Annotated in this window: 13 protein-coding genes and 1 tRNA gene; 4 read left to right on the top strand and 10 right to left on the bottom strand. The window is 69.4% G+C overall.

The genetic code is table 11. The features are described 5' to 3' along the window. Positions 1–124 precede the first annotated feature (124 nt). Positions 125–673: a helix-turn-helix domain-containing protein gene (locus ACZ7L0_RS15450; protein ID WP_471242954.1), complete on the top strand. Its 549-nt coding sequence runs from the start codon at positions 125–127 to the stop codon at positions 671–673. Between the two features lie 102 nt (positions 674–775). Next, positions 776–2,161, top strand: a complete 1,386-nt coding sequence (locus ACZ7L0_RS15445) for a serine/threonine-protein kinase (protein ID WP_471242953.1) — start codon at positions 776–778, stop codon at positions 2,159–2,161. Here the strand turns inward: ACZ7L0_RS15445 and ACZ7L0_RS15440 are convergent. Further along, entirely contained in the window at positions 2,125–3,459 is a 1,335-nt protein-coding gene (locus ACZ7L0_RS15440) for a hypothetical protein (RefSeq protein ID WP_471242952.1), read from the bottom strand. The genes ACZ7L0_RS15445 and ACZ7L0_RS15440 overlap by 37 nt on opposite strands. A gap of 112 nt (positions 3,460–3,571) precedes the next feature. Next, the gene (locus tag ACZ7L0_RS15435; RefSeq protein WP_003999697.1) at positions 3,572–3,700 is read right to left on the bottom strand and encodes a DLW-39 family protein; all 129 of its coding nucleotides are present in this window, start codon (positions 3,698–3,700) and stop codon (positions 3,572–3,574) included. A gap of 311 nt (positions 3,701–4,011) precedes the next feature. On the opposite strand from ACZ7L0_RS15435, the gene ACZ7L0_RS15430 reads away from it, so the two are divergent. Both ACZ7L0_RS15430 and ACZ7L0_RS15425 read left to right on the top strand, forming a co-directional pair. Then, positions 4,012–4,335 carry a DUF6344 domain-containing protein gene (locus ACZ7L0_RS15430; protein WP_471242951.1) on the top strand — a complete coding sequence of 108 codons (324 nt, stop codon included), beginning with the start codon at positions 4,012–4,014 and terminating at the stop codon, positions 4,333–4,335. Between the two features lie 624 nt (positions 4,336–4,959). After that, entirely contained in the window at positions 4,960–5,370 is a 411-nt protein-coding gene (locus ACZ7L0_RS15425; RefSeq protein ID WP_471242950.1) for a DUF5959 family protein, read from the top strand. A 148-nt stretch (positions 5,371–5,518) separates the two neighbouring features. Here ACZ7L0_RS15425 and ACZ7L0_RS15420 read toward each other — a convergent pair. From ACZ7L0_RS15420 to dnaN, 8 genes are all read right to left on the bottom strand, one after another. Continuing rightward, positions 5,519–5,592 (bottom strand) — tRNA-Ile (locus tag ACZ7L0_RS15420). Positions 5,593–5,682: 90 nt separating this feature from the next. Further along, positions 5,683–6,417 carry a DUF3566 domain-containing protein gene (locus ACZ7L0_RS15415; RefSeq protein ID WP_471242949.1) on the bottom strand — a complete coding sequence of 245 codons (735 nt, stop codon included), beginning with the start codon at positions 6,415–6,417 and terminating at the stop codon, positions 5,683–5,685. Between the two features lie 18 nt (positions 6,418–6,435). Beyond that, on the bottom strand, positions 6,436–9,030 hold the full coding sequence (gene gyrA, locus ACZ7L0_RS15410) for a DNA gyrase subunit A (protein WP_471242948.1): 2,595 nt from the start codon (positions 9,028–9,030) through the stop codon (positions 6,436–6,438). 42 nt (positions 9,031–9,072) lie between these two features. Further along, the gene (gyrB, locus tag ACZ7L0_RS15405; protein WP_471242947.1) at positions 9,073–11,157 is read right to left on the bottom strand and encodes a DNA topoisomerase (ATP-hydrolyzing) subunit B; all 2,085 of its coding nucleotides are present in this window, start codon (positions 11,155–11,157) and stop codon (positions 9,073–9,075) included. Positions 11,158–11,531: 374 nt separating this feature from the next. Then, positions 11,532–12,059 (bottom strand): DciA family protein, encoded by a 528-nt coding sequence (locus ACZ7L0_RS15400; RefSeq protein WP_471242946.1) that lies wholly within the window; start codon positions 12,057–12,059, stop codon positions 11,532–11,534. Then, entirely contained in the window at positions 12,056–13,177 is a 1,122-nt protein-coding gene (recF, locus tag ACZ7L0_RS15395) for a DNA replication/repair protein RecF (protein WP_471242945.1), read from the bottom strand. Before recF ends, ACZ7L0_RS15400 begins: the two co-directional genes overlap by 4 nt. Before the next feature lie 52 nt (positions 13,178–13,229). Next, positions 13,230–14,105 (bottom strand): phosphogluconate dehydrogenase (NAD(+)-dependent, decarboxylating), encoded by an 876-nt coding sequence (gene gnd / locus ACZ7L0_RS15390; protein ID WP_471242944.1) that lies wholly within the window; start codon positions 14,103–14,105, stop codon positions 13,230–13,232. A gap of 140 nt (positions 14,106–14,245) precedes the next feature. Next, positions 14,246–15,376, bottom strand: coding sequence for a DNA polymerase III subunit beta (gene dnaN / locus ACZ7L0_RS15385; RefSeq protein ID WP_471242943.1), 1,131 nt, complete (start codon positions 15,374–15,376; stop codon positions 14,246–14,248). Between the last annotated feature and the right edge of the window lie 597 nt (positions 15,377–15,973).

The following is a 15,973-nucleotide window of genomic DNA, read 5'->3' as shown; positions in this document are numbered from 1 at the left end:
ACCGGGTCACCCCCGGGATCTCGCAAAAAAGTTGGGGTCCCCGCGGGCGACCACGCTCCGTAAGATGCCCCTCGTGGTTCGCTACAGCGAACCCACGTTTTAGGGGAAGCGATGGGGAGACGCAATGGACGCCGCACAGCAGGAAGCCACCGCAAGAGCGCGGGAGCTGCAGCGGAACTGGTACGGGGAGCCGTTGGGGGCGCTCTTCCGTAAGCTCATCGACGATCTTGGGCTCAACCAGGCTCGTCTCGCGGCGGTCCTGGGACTGTCCGCGCCGATGCTGTCGCAGCTGATGAGCGGTCAGCGCGCGAAGATCGGCAATCCCGCGGTCGTCCAGCGGGTACAGCTGCTGCAGGACCTGGCGGGGCAGGTCGCGGACGGCAGCGTCAGCGCGGCCGAGGCGACCGAGCGGATGGACGAGATCAAGAAGTCGCAGGGGGGCTCGGTGCTCAGCAACACCACGCATACGACGAACAGTTCGGGGGCGCCCACGGTCAAGCGGGTGGTCCGCGAGATCCAGTCGCTGCTGCGCTCGGTGGCCGCCGCCGGCGACATCATCGAGGCCGCCGAAACCCTCGCCCCGACCCACCCGGAACTGGCGGAGTTCCTGCGCGTGTACGGCGCCGGCCGCACCTCCGACGCGGTCGCGCACTACCAGTCCCACCAGAGCTGAGCCCGCGGCCCGGGGAGGGGTCGTAACTCTCATCACGGGGGAAGCAACAAAAGGGGTACGGGGGTATCCGCAGGTCCGCAGGGGGAGGAGCGACGGACAGTCATGGGTGAGGTCTTCGCCGGGCGGTACGAACTGGTCGATCCGATCGGCCGGGGCGGGGTGGGCGCGGTGTGGCGCGCCTGGGACCACCGCCGACGCCGTTACGTGGCCGCCAAGGTGCTGCAGCAGCGCGACGCCCACTCCCTCCTGCGCTTCGTACGGGAACAGGCCCTGCGGATCGACCATCCCCACGTACTCGCACCGGCCAGCTGGGCCGCCGACGACGACAAGGTCCTGTTCACCATGGACCTGGTCGCCGGCGGCTCACTGGTCCACCTGATAGGGGACTACGGCCCCCTGCCGCCCACGTTCGTCTGCACGCTCCTCGACCAACTCCTGGCCGGGCTCGCGGCGGTGCACGCCGAAGGGGTCGTCCACCGGGACATCAAGCCCGCCAACATCCTGCTGGAGGCCACCGGTACCGGTCGCCCCCGGCTGCGCCTGTCCGACTTCGGTATCGCGATGCGGCTGGGCGAGCCGCGCCTGACGGAGACCAACCTCGTGGTGGGGACGCCCGGTTACCTGGCGCCGGAACAGATGCTGGGCGCCGAACCGGACTTCCCCGCCGACCTGTTCGCGGTGGGCCTGGTCGCGCTGTACCTGCTCCAGGGCGCCAAGCCGGACGCCAAGGCGCTCGTCCAGTACTTCGCCGAACACGGGACGCCCGGTGCGCCCAAGGGTGTCCCCGAGCCGCTGTGGCAGGTCGTGGCCGCCCTGCTGCAACCGGACCCGCAGGCCCGCTTCCGCACCGCCACGGGGGCGCGCAAGGCACTCGCCGCGGCCGTCGAACTCCTGCCGGAGCCCGGCCCGGACGAGGAACTGGTCGAGATCTTCGACCAACTCGGCCCGCTGCCCCCGGGGTTCGGGCCCGAGGGACCGCTGACGCCCGGCTCCGGGGCTGAGGCGGGGGCGGGGGCGAGGACGGATGAGGGCTCGTACAACGCCTCGTACGACGGCTCGTACGAGAGCTCGTACGACGGCCCGTACGACGGCTCGTCCGTGCCGGACAGCGGTTCGGGTACGAGCACGGGGACGGGCCCGGGGCCGGCCACCGGAGCCGCTCCGGCGCGGGCCGACTCCGAGCGCTCCCCGTCGGAGACCGGGAGCTTCCGCCTGCCGCCCCCGCAGCACCCCCCGACGCCCACGACGCAGAGCCATGGCCACAGCCCCGTGTACGCCTCCCCGTACGCCGTCGCGTCCGCCCCCTACGCCCCGCCGCACCCCCACACCCCCACCGCCCCGTACACCGCGCAGGCCCCCAGGGCCACGCACGCGGCGCATGCCGCGCCCCCGCGCCGCACCGGTCCCCCGCGCAAGGTGGTGATCCCGGTGCTGCTGCTGGCGCTGGCCTGCTACGCGGTCGGGTTCTGGGCGCTGGCCCGGGTCTGAGCCGCGGTCCTGCGCCGGGCCGTCAGCGTCCACAGGCCGAGCGCCAGGAGCAGGGCGCTGCCCGTGCCGATCCCGCCGACGGCGAGGGCCCTCATCGCGGTGTCGCCGCCGGGGGCGGCGCCCGTCACCGCCGCCTCCCGGTCGCCGTCGGTGACCTCGAAGAGGCCGCCGGGGACGGACTGCCCGGTGTACCCGGGGCCGGTGTGCGGGGTGCCCTTGATACGGACGCGCAGCGTCAGCCCGAACGGCCCGTCGCCGAAGGTGTCGGCCACCTTCCGGCCGAGGTGGACGGCGAGGTAGTAGCCGCCGGCGAAGCGCATGGCGCTCACCTGCCGGCTCACGGCGTACCGGTTGGTGTACTCGACGGGCGGCAGCGGGGCGAGGGTGGCCGTCGTCTGGTCGCCGCTGTAGCCGCGGGCCGTGTCGGTCACCTCGCCGCGGACGGGGTTGTACAGCGACAGGTCGAGGGCGCCCGTCACATAGCCGCGAGCGCCGGTGGAGTTGGCCAGTTCGGCGGTGGCGTACAGCTGCTGGCCCCAGTCGACCGGGACCCGGTAGAAGAGGGTCTGGCCGGGCCGGACGCGGGTCTGCCAGACGCCCTGTCCCAGGGTCCGCTCGGTGGCGAAGCCGGCGCCGCCGGTGCGGTGGCCTGGCTCTCCGCCGAGCGGCTCGGGGGAGGAGGAGTCCCAGGCCTCCGGCGCGGTGGTACCGGCGGCCCTGCTCCGGGGCGGCTCGGTGACCGGGGCGAGCTCGAGGCCCCAGGCCTGTGGCGAGGACGCGGCGCCGGAACCGGTCGCTTCGAGGCGCTCGACGACCACGTAGTACGTGCCCGTCCCCTGGCACAACGCCTTCCCGGCCTCGCGCATCCCCAGGGCGGTGACGGGGTGCGGGCTCTGGGCGGCGCCGAAGCCCGCGGAGGCGTTGGAGCAGGCGCCGCCGTCGGCGTCCTGCACGGACACGCGGATGCCGTCGCCGGCGGAGACCGTGGCGTCGGGCGGGGGTACGGCGGTGACGGGGACGTACGCGGTCACCGGGGCGGTGAGTTCGATGCGGTAGTAGAGCTTGGCGTTCTTCGCCAGGGAGCTGCGGTAGGTCTCGCCGGGCTCCAGTCGTTCGGCGTCCGTGGTGCTCGCGGTCCCCCGCACGGTCCGGGCCCCGTCGGCGAAGGCGTAGCCGCCCGGTGCCCCGGCCGGGGTGCCGTCGGCCTCCGCGACCCCGCCCGGCAGGGCGAGTACCGCACACAGCAGGGCTCCCGCCGCCGTCAGCCCCCGTACCCTGCGCCACCGCGCCGTCCCCATCCCGCACCGCCCCCTCGCGCTCGTACCGGACCGCCGCCCATCCTGCAACACGAAACCCCGACCGCGAGGCGGTCGGGGCTTGCTCAGATTCCGGTGTTTCCGATGTCGGTACTCACGAACCCGTGGGCACGGAGTCAGTCGCCTCCGTCCACAGATCCTGCTCGGCGCGATCCGCCTGGATCTGGCGGTACACGAGGAGCCCGCCGATGGCGGCCAGTGCGACCAGGAGAAGCTTCTTCACCGCGCGACCTCGTCTTTCGTTGACGTAGGGGACCTCTGGCGCCCGACTATACACACCGACCGATATCGATCGGTGACCTGCGTGGGGACCCTCAACTGCCGCCCGCGTGAGCGCAGTAGAAGCGGCGGAAGCCGAACGGCGCCCGTCCCGCTCCCCCATTTTTAGGATAATTCCTCCCCTTTACGCCCATCCGAGTGGTGTTCATCGGAACATCGCCGCGCCACGGGCGTCGGTCCACCACTTCGCAGCCCCCATACACATCATGAGCAAAGTACGCAAATCGCCCGACCCGAAAGTGAAAGTGAGGGGCCATGGCCCAGAACAAGGTCATGAAGCTGTGGACCGCCATCGTCACCGCCTTCCTCGCGCTGTGCACGGCGCTCGGCCTCGCCACGGCGCCCACCGCCGCGGCGGTACCGCAGACCGAGACCACGCGCAACAGCGCCGCTCCCCACACCGCGGCGCCGGCGATGCCCACCAGGGCCCGGTCTCATGCCAGGTCCCTGCCCCCCACGATGAAACAGCGCATCCACGCCGAGGCCCACGGAAAGACGCCCCGCTGCCGCCGCCACCGCCCCCTCACCGACCCGGCCCTCTGCACCGCCTCCGAGCCCACGGCGCCCCTGCAGACGTGACGGCCTGAGCAGCACCAACGACGCGAAGACGTATCGGCGAGCTTGCGTACAGCCCCGACACAGCGAAGGCCTCCCCCGACCGGACCGGTCGGGGGCTCAGCCATGCCCGGCCTCCGGCGTCACACGCACCGCGTGCGGGTAGGCGCTGGCGAGGCCGTGGGGGCGAGACTGTCCGAATGGACTGAACCCTTACGTATCGTTCGGGCAGGACCGCTTCCGCGTGAACAACATGTTCACGCACTACCTTGTCCCGTACCACCTGATCACGGCGCTGGAGGGGCGGACTGCCCTCACCCTTGTCGTGTCGCTCCTCTGACGGGCAAGGCCAAGCGGGACGCCGTCGCCCAGGAGCTGTCGCGCCGCCGCGACGCCGCCGTGCCAAGGGCCGGAGTGGCTGGGACCTGTCACTTCCCTCGCGTTCTTCCTTGTGGGCGGCTTCGCGTCGGTCTTCGGATAACGCGGTCCGCGTTCTGGGGCCGCTACAGGCGACGCCTGTCAGCCTCGGCCAGCTCACAGACGGCCCCGTCAGAGGCAGGATGCCCACGATGTCCGCGTCACTCCTGTCGGACACTGCCCGTATCGTGCACGCAAGCTCTGGATGCACGACCGACAAAGGGGAGTGGGATGGACGAGTGGGTCCCTGTTGACTTGATACATCTGTCCGACGGACGAGGCGTCTCCCTCGTCCTGCGTGCAGTTGAGCCCCACGAAGCCCGGCACGCCCTGGTTCAAGCCGAGTGCCTTATAACTACGGATTTCGTAAATGCCCGCTTGAAGACCAACATCTGGCTTGATCACCTCGAAGACTGGGAGGAAGCACTGAGACGCCTCAGTGCTGGTGAAGACGCCAGCTGGCCGCGAGGAAGCCGAGGGCTGGAGCTGTACTTTCACCCACACGAAAACGGCTGGCTCTCCATCTCGGTCCACGATCCCGACAGGTTGACGGTGGCCCTGGGACTCGAACCAACGCCTGAGTGGCTTGATGAGCATGAGGCAAACCTTCGACGTCTACGTGACGCCTGCGGCGAGTCCTGAAGACAGACAAGACACGGGTGGGTGCTGGCGAGGGCCGTGTCCGGATCCGGCGACAGCGAGCGCGCTCATCGGCTGACCGTCGCTGATGGTGTCAACCATGGGTGTCAAAAGACCCCCGGCCCTAGTGGACCGGGGGTCTTCTCGCATGTGGGGCTAACAGGATTTGAACCTGTGGCCTCATCCTTATCAGGGATGCGCTCTAACCAACTGAGCTATAGCCCCGCCGCGCTCCTGCGGTGTATGTCCCGCGCGCTGACTCCTGAAGATTAGCGCACGACCGGGGCAGTCCCAAAATCGGTTGTCGGGGGACTGTCACTCGTCCTCGGCGAGCGTCAGCTCGATGCCGCCGACGAAGCCCGCGGAGAGGTTGTAGATGAACGCGCCGAGGGTGGCCAGGGCCGTGGCGAGGACGACGTCGATGACCGCGATGATGGTGGCGAACATCAGGACATGCGGAAGCGACAGGAAGGCCTGCAGGTCGAAGCCGTTCGACTCGGTCGATCCCGTGGCCTCCGAGATCTGGCCGCCCACGGTCGAGAAGACGCCCATCGCGTCCAGGACCATCCACAGCACGGCAGACGCCACGACCGTGCAGATGCCGATCGCGATGGAGAGCAGGAAACTGACCTTCATCACCGACCACGGGTCGGCCTTGGCCACCCGCAGCCGCGCCTTGCGGGTGCGGGGCGCCGTGGGGCGCGCGCCGGTGCGCGGACGGCGTACGGGGCTGCCGGGGCCCTGCGCCGGGTAGGCCTGCGGCGGGTGGTAGGGGCCGGAGGCCTGCTGCGACTGCCGTTCACCGGGCAGCGGCGAGGCCGCCTCGGGCGCGGGCTGGGGCTGCGAGCCTCTGCTGTCCGTCACAGGTCCCCCCTGGGATCCATGAGTGTCGGGCGAGGGCGAGTCCGTCGCCGACGACTTGACCGCTTTCAGATTGGTCGTGTGCGGATCTGTCGTCTGCGCGGCGCTCGTGGCGGAGCCACGGCCGCCGCCGTCCGTTTCCGTACCCCTGGAGGTACCGGCCGACCCGGCGCCCGTGGCTCCGCTCACGATGACTCTCTCCTCGTGCTACTCGGCCGAGGGCGCCTCGCCCTCGTCCGTGCCGGTGGTCGCGGCACCCTCGGCGGGCTCGTCGACGGCCACGTCGCCGTCGACCTCCTCCGCCTCGCGCCCCGCCTCGGCGTTACGAGCGATACCGACGACGGCATCGCGCTTGCCCAGGTTGATCAGTTGGACGCCCATGGTGTCACGGCCCGTCTCCCTGATCTCGTTGACTCGCGTACGAATCACACCGCCGGAGAGGGTGATGGCGAGGATCTCGTCGTTCTCCTCGACCACCAGCGCGCCCACGAGCGATCCGCGGTCCTCCACGATCTTGGCGGCCTTGATCCCCAGGCCGCCGCGACCCTGGACGCGGTACTCGTCGACGCGGGTGCGCTTCGCGTACCCGCCGTCTGTGGCAGTGAACACGAACGTACCGGGTCGAACAACATTCATCGAGAGAAGCTCGTCGCCCTCGCGGAAACTCATGCCCTTGACGCCCGAGGTGGCGCGGCCCATCGGGCGGAGAGTTTCGTCCGAAGCGGTGAACCTGATCGACTGCGCCTTCTTGCTGATCAGCAGCAGATCGTCGTCGGCCGAGACGAGCTCGGCTCCGATCAGCTCGTCGTCGGAACCGTCCTCGCGCTCCCGGAGGTTGATCGCGATGACACCGCCGGAGCGGGGCGAATCGTAATCCTTCAGAGGCGTCTTCTTGACCAGGCCGGCCTTGGTGGCCAGCACCAGGTACGGCGCCGCCTCGTAGTCCCGGATCGCGAGGATCTCGGCGATCGCCTCGTCCGGCTGGAAGGCGAGCAGGTTGGCGACGTGCTGGCCGCGCGCGTCCCGGCCGGCGTCCGGAAGCTCGTACGCCTTCGCCCGGTACACCCGTCCCTTGTTGGTGAAGAACAGCAGCCAGTGGTGGGTGGTGGAGACGAAGAAGTGGTCGACGATGTCGTCTTCCTTCAGCTTCGTGCCGCGCACGCCCTTGCCGCCGCGCTTCTGCGCGCGGTAGTCGTCCGTCTTCGTCCGCTTGACGTAGCCGCCGCGCGAGACGGTGACGACGATGTCCTCCTCGGCGATCAGGTCCTCGATGGACATGTCACCGTCGTAGGGCACCAGCATGGTCTTGCGGTCGTCGCCGTACTTCTCGACGATCGCGGCCAGTTCCTCGCTGACGATGCCGCGCTGGCGGAGCGGGGAGGCCAGGATCTCGTTGTACTCGGTGATCTTCGCCTGGAGCTCGTCGTGCTCCTGGACGATCTTCTGGCGCTCCAGGGCGGCCAGCCGGCGCAGCTGCATCTCGAGGATGGCGTTGGCCTGGATCTCGTCGATCTCCAGGAGCTCCATCAGGCCCCCGCGCGCGATCTCGACGGTGTCACTGCGCCGGATCAGCGCGATGACCTCGTCGATGGCGTCCAGCGCCTTCAGCAGACCGCGCAGGATGTGCGCCCGCTCCTCGGCCTTGCGCAGCCTGAAACGCGTACGGCGGACGATGACCTCGATCTGGTGGGTCACCCAGTGGCGGATGAACGCGTCCAGGGACAGCGTGCGCGGGACGCCGTCGACCAGCGCCAGCATGTTGGCGCCGAAGTTGGTCTGCAGGTCGGTGTGCTTGTAGAGGTTGTTCAGGACGACCTTGGCGACCGCGTCCCGCTTGAGGACGATGACCAGCCGCTGGCCGGTACGGGACGAGGTCTCGTCGCGGACGTCCGCGATGCCGCCGACCTTGCCGTCCTTCACCAGGTCGGCGATCTTCTGCGCCAGGTTGTCCGGGTTCACCTGGTACGGCAGTTCCGTCACCACCAGGCACTGGCGGTTCTGGATCTCCTCGACCTCGACGACCGCGCGCATGGTGATCGAGCCGCGGCCCGTGCGGTAGGCCTCCTCGATGCCCTTGCGGCCGACGACCAGCGCGCCGGTCGGGAAGTCGGGGCCCTTGATGCGCTCGATCAGCGCGTCCAGGAGCTCCTCGTGCGAGGCCTCCGGGTTCTCCAGGTACCACTGGGCGCCGGCCGCGACCTCACGCAGGTTGTGCGGCGGGATGTTGGTCGCCATACCGACCGCGATACCGGCCGAGCCGTTGATCAGCAGGTTCGGGAAGCGGGCCGGCAGAACGGTCGGCTCCTGGGAGCGGCCGTCGTAGTTGTCCGTGAAGTCGACGGTCTCCTCGTCGATGTCACGGACCATCTCCATCGACAGCGGCGCCATCTTGCACTCGGTGTAGCGCATGGCCGCCGCCGGGTCGTTGCCCGGGGAGCCGAAGTTGCCGTTGGAGTCCACCAGCGGCATCCGCATCGACCACGGCTGGGCGAGGCGCACCAGGGCGTCGTAGATCGAGGAGTCGCCGTGGGGGTGGTAGTTGCCCATGACGTCGCCGACCACGCGCGCGCACTTGTAGAAGCCGCGCTCGGGGCGGTAGCCGCCGTCGTACATGGCGTACAGCACGCGGCGGTGGACGGGCTTGAGGCCGTCACGGACGTCGGGCAGCGCACGGGACACGATGACGGACATCGCGTAGTCCAGGTACGAGCGCTGCATCTCCGTTTCGAGCCCGACGGGCTCGACGCGCATCGCGACTTCGCCGCCCTCTTCAGGGGTGACGGGGGTGTTCTCGTCGGCCATTGCTGGTGAAGATCCTTCCTGGTGCGGTCAGCTGAGACCGACTCAGATGTCGAGGAAGCGGACGTCCTTGGCGTTGCGCTGGATGAACTGGCGCCGGGCCTCCACGTCCTCGCCCATGAGGACCGAGAACAGGTCGTCGGCCTGGGCGGCGTCGTCGAGGGTGACCTGGCCGAGGACCCGGTGCTCCTGGTCCATGGTGGTAACGCGCAGCTCCTCGGCGTTCATCTCGCCGAGACCCTTGAAGCGCTGGATCGAGTCCTCGCGGATGCGCTTGCCGCGCTGCCGGCCCATCTCGATCAGCGCGTCGCGCTCGCGGTCCGAGTAGGCGTACTCGATGTCGTCCCGGCCCCACTTGATCTTGTAGAGCGGGGGACGGGAGAGGTACACGTGCCCGGCCTCGACCAGCGGACGCATGAAGCGGAACAGGAAGGTCAGCAGCAGGGTGCTGATGTGCTGGCCGTCGACGTCGGCGTCCGCCATCAGGATGATCTTGTGATAGCGGAGCTTCTCGATGTCGAAGTCCTCGTGCACGCCCGTGCCGAACGCGGAGATCAGCGCCTGGATCTCCTGGTTCTGCAGGATCTTGTCGATCCGGGCCTTCTCCACGTTGAGGATCTTGCCGCGGATCGGGAGGATCGCCTGGTACTCCGGGTTACGGCCGGACTTGGCCGAGCCGCCGGCGGAGTCACCCTCGACGATGAAGATCTCGCACTTGATGGGGTCGTTGGACTGGCAGTCGGAGAGCTTGCCCGGCAGGGAGGCCGACTCCAGCAGGCCCTTGCGGCGGGTGAGGTCGCGGGCCTTGCGGGCCGCCACGCGCGCGGTGGCCGCCTGGATGCCCTTGCGGACGATGTCCGCGGCCTCGACCGGGTTGCGGTCGAGCCAGTCGTTGAGGTGCTCGTAGACCGCGCGCTGCACGAAGGTCTTCGCCTCCGTGTTGCCCAGCTTGGTCTTCGTCTGGCCCTCGAACTGCGGCTCGCTCAGCTTCACCGAGATGATCGCGGTCAGACCCTCGCGGATGTCGTCGCCCGTGAGGTTGTCGTCCTTCTCGCGCAGCAGCTTCTTGTCGCGCGCGTACTTGTTGATCAGCGAGGTCAGGGCCGCGCGGAAGCCCTCCTCGTGGGTGCCGCCCTCGTGGGTGTGGATGATGTTGGCGAAGGAGTACACACCCTCGCTGTAGCCGCTGTTCCACTGCATCGCGACCTCGAGGGACAGACTCTTGTCCTTGTCCTCGGCCTCGAGGTCGATCACGGTGGGGTGGACCGCCTCTCCCTTGCGGGAGTTGAGGTACTTCACGAAGTCGACGATGCCGCCCTCGTAGTGGTACGTGACGGTCTTGACCTCGTCCTTCTCGTCCGCACCCGCCTCGTCCGCCCCGGCGGTGGCCTTCGCCGACTCGCGCTCGTCAGTGAGTTTGATCGTCAAACCCTTGTTGAGGAACGCCATCTCCTGGAAGCGCCGCGAGAGCGTCTCGAAGGAGTACTCGGTGGTCTCGAAGATGTCCGCGTCGGCCCAGAAGGTGACCGAGGTGCCGGTCTTCTCGATGGCCTCGTGCTGGGCGAGCGGGGCCGTGGGGACGCCCATCTTGTAGTCCTGCGTCCAGCGGTGGCCGTCGGTCCTGACCTCGACGGAGACCTTGGACGACAGGGCGTTCACCACGGAGACACCGACGCCGTGCAGACCACCGGAGACCGCGTAGCCGCCGCCGCCGAACTTGCCGCCCGCGTGCAGCACGGTCAGCACGACCTCGACGGCCGGCTTCCCCTCGGAGGGCACGATGCCCACCGGGATGCCTCGGCCGTTGTCGACGACGCGTACGCCGCCGTCGGCGAGGATCGTCACGTCGATGGTGTCCGCGTGCCCGGCCAGCGCCTCGTCGACGGAGTTGTCGACGACCTCGTACACGAGGTGGTGCAGACCGCGCTCACCGGTCGAGCCGATGTACATACCGGGTCGCTTGCGGACCGCGTCCAGACCCTCGAGGACGGTGATGGCGCTGGCGTCGTACGAGGCCGTGACCTCCCCGTTCGAGGAGGTCGCCGGGCCGTTCGCGCCCGCGTCGGTGGACGGGATGTTCTCGTTGGGGTTGCCGGAATCGGCCACGAAGCGCCCTTTCTGGCACAGCACGAGCCGGGCTCGTCGGCGGGTTGCCGGAGCGGCTGCGGCATGTTGCGTTGGTAAGCCTTGATCAGCGTTGCTCAGCTTTTCCCGGACGGTCCCCACGTTTGGGGCGGGATTGCCTTCCAGTCTACCGGTAGCGCCGACAGTGATGGGGGTTTGCCGGTACCTGAGTCCGCATGTGCCGCCCTGAACCGGTCTCGGCCGGGTACCGATATGTGGAAGGGGGCTCCGAGAGGCTCACAGCGGCACTCAGCGCTTCGAGGTGTCAACCCTTGGCTACTCCGGGGCCAGGTCGGGATTCGCAAGAGCGTGCGGTTGCACGACCGACCGCCGTGACGGGCCCTCGCCCGGCCCCCGTCACGTTTTTTGTGTGATGTCTGTCACCCGTATGTGTCGCCGGGTCCCGTGCTGCCCGGGGCGCGCAACGGGCCGTAGCGACGGGCGGAACCACCCGGTCCGTACACCTTGATCATCTGCACCGCGCCGTGGCCCAGGTCCTCGTTGAGACGGGCCACCAGCGTCGGCGCGAGCAGACGCAGGTTCGTCGCCCAGGCCGTGGAGTCGCAGCGCACGATCAGTACCCGCTCGTCCTCGTCGTACTTCTCCGGGACGCAGTGCTTGGCCACGTCCTCGCCGACGATCTGCGGCCAGCGGCCCATCACACCGCCCACCGCGGCCGGGGCCTCCCAGCCGCGCTCGGTGATCAGCCGGTTGATCGCGGCGCCGAGCGCCATCGGGTCGCGGCCGTCGGCACGGGCACCGGAGCGCAGACCACCGCGCCGCGCCTGCCTCTTCTGCTGGGCCGCGTCCCCACGCGCGCGTGCCTGCTCCTTCGCCGCCCTCAGCGCCACGCGCGCGAGGTCGACGCCGGAGGGTGCGGGATCCTTCTTCGGCTCCTGCGCGGTCATACGCGTTCCACCACCCCGTCGGACACGGCGAACCGCGCCCCCGCGAGGACGTGCGGTACGTCGTCGTCGACCGCGGCCGTCACCAGCACCTGCTCACCGGGCGCGACCAGCTCGGCGAGACGCTCGCGGCGCCGGGCGTCCAGCTCGGCGAAGACGTCGTCCAGGATCAGCACCGGCTCGTTGCCCTCCGCGCGCAGCAGGTCGTACGACGCCAGGCGCAGCGCCAGCGCGTAGGACCAGGACTCGCCGTGGGAGGCGTACCCCTTGGCGGGCAGCTGACCGAGTTTGAGGACCAGATCGTCCCGGTGCGGGCCCACGAGGGTGACGCCCCGCTCGATCTCCTGCTTGCGGGCCTCGGCCAGGGCCGCCATCAGCTGGGCGTGGAGATCCTCGCGGGTGTGCGCGTCGCCGGGCGCGGACGGCCTGTACTCCAGGGCGAGGGGGCCGCCGCCGGGGGCCAGCTGCTCGTACGCCTTGTCCGCCAGCGGCTGGATCGCGGCGATCAGGTCGAGCCGCTGGGCGAGCAGCTCGGCGCCCGCGCGCGCGAGGTGCTGGTCCCAGACGTCGAGCGTGGACAGGTCCATGGAGCGTCCGCCGTGCCGCCGGGCCAGCGCCGCCGACTTGAGAAGGGTGTTGCGCTGCTTGAGGACCCGCTCGTAGTCGGAGCGCACGCCCGCCATGCGCGGGGAGCGCGCGGTGACCATCTCGTCGAGGAAGCGGCGCCGCTCCCCGGGGTCGCCCTTGACCAGCGCGAGGTCCTCGGGGGCGAACAGCACGGTCCGTACGATCCCCAGCACGTCCCGGGGCCGGACCTGCGAGGACCGGTTGATGCGGGCGCGGTTGGCCCTGCCGGGGTTCAGCTCCAGCTCGACCAGTTGCTGCCGCTCGCCCTGTCTGACCTGCGCCCGGATGATCGCGCGGTCGGCGCCCATGCGGACCAGCGGGGCGTCGGAGGCGACGCGGTGGCTGCCGAGGGTGGCGAGGTAGCCGATGGCCTCGACCAGGTTCGTCTTGCCCTGTCCGTTCGGGCCGACGAAGGCCGTGACGCCCGGGTCCAGCGGGACCTCGACCCGGGCGTACGAGCGGAAGTCGGCCAGCGACAGATGCGTGACGTGCATGGTCGTTCGCCGACCTCCCCCAGGGTTGTGGATCGCCGGGCGACCCTGTGGATTACTTCTTCTCTACGGCGTGGCCGCCGAACTGGTTGCGCAGCGCGGCGATCATCTTCATCTGCGGCGAGTCCTCCTGCCGGGAGGAGAACCGCGCGAACAGCGACGCGGTGATCGCCGGCAGCGGCACCGCGTTGTCGATGGCGGCCTCCACGGTCCAGCGGCCCTCGCCGGAGTCCTGTGCGTAGCCCCGCAGCCCGGCCAGGTGCTCGTCCTCGTCGAGAGCGTTCACCGCGAGGTCGAGCAGCCAGGAACGGATGACCGTGCCCTCCTGCCAGGAGCGGAAGACCTCGCGGACGTTCTCCACGGAGTCGACCTTCTCCAGGAGCTCCCAGCCCTCGGCGTAGGCCTGCATCATCGCGTACTCGATGCCGTTGTGGACCATCTTCGCGAAGTGGCCCGCGCCGACCTTGCCGGCGTGCACGGCGCCGAGGTCGCCCTCGGGCTTGAGCGCGTCGAAGATCGGCTGCACCTTGGCGACGTTCTCGGCGTCGCCGCCGTACATCAGCGCGTAGCCGTTCTCCAGGCCCCAGACGCCGCCGGAGACTCCGCAGTCGACGAAGCCTATGCCCTTGGCGGCCAGTTCCTCGGCGTGCTTCTCGTCGTCGGTCCAGCGCGAGTTGCCGCCGTCCACGACCACGTCACCGGGCTCGAGGAGCTCGGCGAGCTCGTCGATCGTGGCCTGGGTGGGCTCGCCGGCCGGGACCATCACCCAGACCACGCGGGGGCCCGGGAGCTTGCCCACAAGCTCTTCCAGGCTGTGGACATCCGCGAGGTCAGCGTTGCGGTCGTATCCGATGACGGTGTGGCCGGCGCGGCGGATCCGCTCGCGCATGTTGCCGCCCATCTTGCCGAGGCCGACGAGACCGAGCTCCATCAGTTGTTCCTTAGGTTGCGGTGTGGCATGGGGGAACTTTCGTACCCGCGTCCGAGCCTAAACCCGGACGCTCACGCACACCTGTGGGCATACGCGCTCATGCGTACGCCCTCACCTGGGGCTTTGCTGGGGGAGTGAGCTCAGCCGCTCAGCCGCACCGGCATGATCAGGTACTTGTAGGCCTCGTCCGCCTCGGCGTCCACCGCGGGCTTGCCGCTGAGCAGCGCGGGCTTGGTGGACGTCGTGAACGACAGCTGGGCCACCGGGGAGTCGATCGCGCTCAGGCCGTCCAGCAGGAAGGTCGGGTTGAAGGCGATCGAGATGTCGTCGCCGTCGAGCTGGGCGTCCACCCTTTCCACAGCCTGTGCGTCGTCGCTGGAGCCCGCCTCCAGGATGAGCACGCCCTGCTCGAAGCTGAGCCGCACCGGGGTGTTCCGCTCGGCGACCAGGGCCACGCGCTTGACGGCCTCCACGAAGGGGGCGGTCTCGATCACGGCGACGGAGTTGAACTCGGTCGGGAACAGCGTGCGGTACTTCGGGAGGTCGCCCTCCAGCAGCCGCGTGGTCGTCCGCCGTCCGGCGCCCTCGAAACCGATCAGGCCCTCGCCCTTGCCCGAGCCGGACAGCGCCAGGATGACGCTGTCGCCGCTGGTCAGCGCCTTGGCGGTGTCCTGGAGCGTCTTGGCGGGGACCAGGGCGACCGCGGAGACGTCCGGGTTCTCCGGCTTCCACAGGAACTCGCGGACCGCGAAGCGGTAGCGGTCGGTGGAGGCCAGGGTGACGGTGTCGCCCTCGATCTCGATGCGCACACCGGTGAGGACGGGCAGCGTGTCGTCACGGCCGGCCGCGATGGCGACCTGCTGGACGGCGGAGGCGAAGACCTCGCCGGGGACGGTGCCCGTCGCGTTCGGCATCTGCGGCAGTGCCGGGTACTCCTCCACAGGCAGTGTGTGGAGGGTGAACCGCGAGGAGCCGCAGACCACGGTCGCCCGTACACCGTCTGTGGAAATCTCCACCGGGCGGTTGGGGAGAGCGCGGGAGATGTCGGCGAGCAGGCGGCCGGAGACGAGGACCGTGCCCTCCTCCTCGACCTCCGCCTCGACGGACACGCGTGCGGAGACCTCGTAGTCGAAGCTGGACAGGCTCAGCTGGCCGTCCTCCGCCTTCAGCAGCAGGCCGGCGAGGACAGGCGCCGGCGGACGGGCCGGGAGGCTGCGTGCCGCCCAGGCCACTGCCTCCGCGAGTACGTCGCGTTCCACCCGGATCTTCACCGTAAGCCGCCTCCTGCTTGTTGCTACTGAGTCCTCCGACTCGGTGTCACCGCCCACTGCGACGGGCAGGACACCGGGGACCAGTCTGACGCACCGCACTGACAGTAGGTGCCTGTCGGGGTCAAGTCGCTCCGAGGGGCAGCCGGGCTCGAGACGGCGAGTTGTGCACAGGCCCCGCTTCGAAACGGATTTCCCGCTCTCTCTAGTCGGGAGTAGTAGTAGGGCCTGTGGATACCGTGGATAACCACGTTTGCCCAGCTCAGAGCGGAGATTTTGTCCACTGGTCCTGTGGGCGAAGGCGGTGGACAACTCAGCGGTTCTGTGGAGAACGGAAAGTTCTGCACACTCCGCCCACAGCCCGAGGGCAGTTCTCCCCAGCTGCGTCCCCAGATTTACCCACGTTTCCCACAGCCCAATCCGGCACCTTGGTGTGACGGCTTTCACTCAGGCCGGTGATCGGGTGCGTCGCGTTGCCGAACAGTGGACAGCGGTGTGGAGAACCTGGGGATCGCTGGGGACAACCGGCCCCAGCCTGTGGGTTGCCGGTGGACAACTCCGTGCACAGCCTGTGGATCTCCGCTTCGTCCACAGTCTGTG

The organism is Streptomyces sp. NPDC039424, assembly GCF_055639495.1.
Note: the sequence above shows the minus strand (reverse complement) of the source record. Positions and strands in the feature narration are given on the sequence as shown.

Coding starts and splice junctions, on each gene's coding strand:
- ACZ7L0_RS15450 (WP_471242954.1), top strand. CDS start 125: ATGGACGCCGCACAGCAGGAAGCCACCGCAAGAGCGCGGGAGCTGCAG.
- ACZ7L0_RS15445 (WP_471242953.1), top strand. CDS start 776: ATGGGTGAGGTCTTCGCCGGGCGGTACGAACTGGTCGATCCGATCGGC.
- ACZ7L0_RS15440 (WP_471242952.1), bottom strand. CDS start 3,459: ATGGGGACGGCGCGGTGGCGCAGGGTACGGGGGCTGACGGCGGCGGGA.
- ACZ7L0_RS15430 (WP_471242951.1), top strand. CDS start 4,012: ATGGCCCAGAACAAGGTCATGAAGCTGTGGACCGCCATCGTCACCGCC.
- ACZ7L0_RS15425 (WP_471242950.1), top strand. CDS start 4,960: ATGGACGAGTGGGTCCCTGTTGACTTGATACATCTGTCCGACGGACGA.
- gyrA (WP_471242948.1), bottom strand. CDS start 9,030: ATGGCCGACGAGAACACCCCCGTCACCCCTGAAGAGGGCGGCGAAGTC.
- ACZ7L0_RS15400 (WP_471242946.1), bottom strand. CDS start 12,059: ATGACCGCGCAGGAGCCGAAGAAGGATCCCGCACCCTCCGGCGTCGAC.
- recF (WP_471242945.1), bottom strand. CDS start 13,177: ATGCACGTCACGCATCTGTCGCTGGCCGACTTCCGCTCGTACGCCCGG.
- gnd (WP_471242944.1), bottom strand. CDS start 14,105: ATGGAGCTCGGTCTCGTCGGCCTCGGCAAGATGGGCGGCAACATGCGC.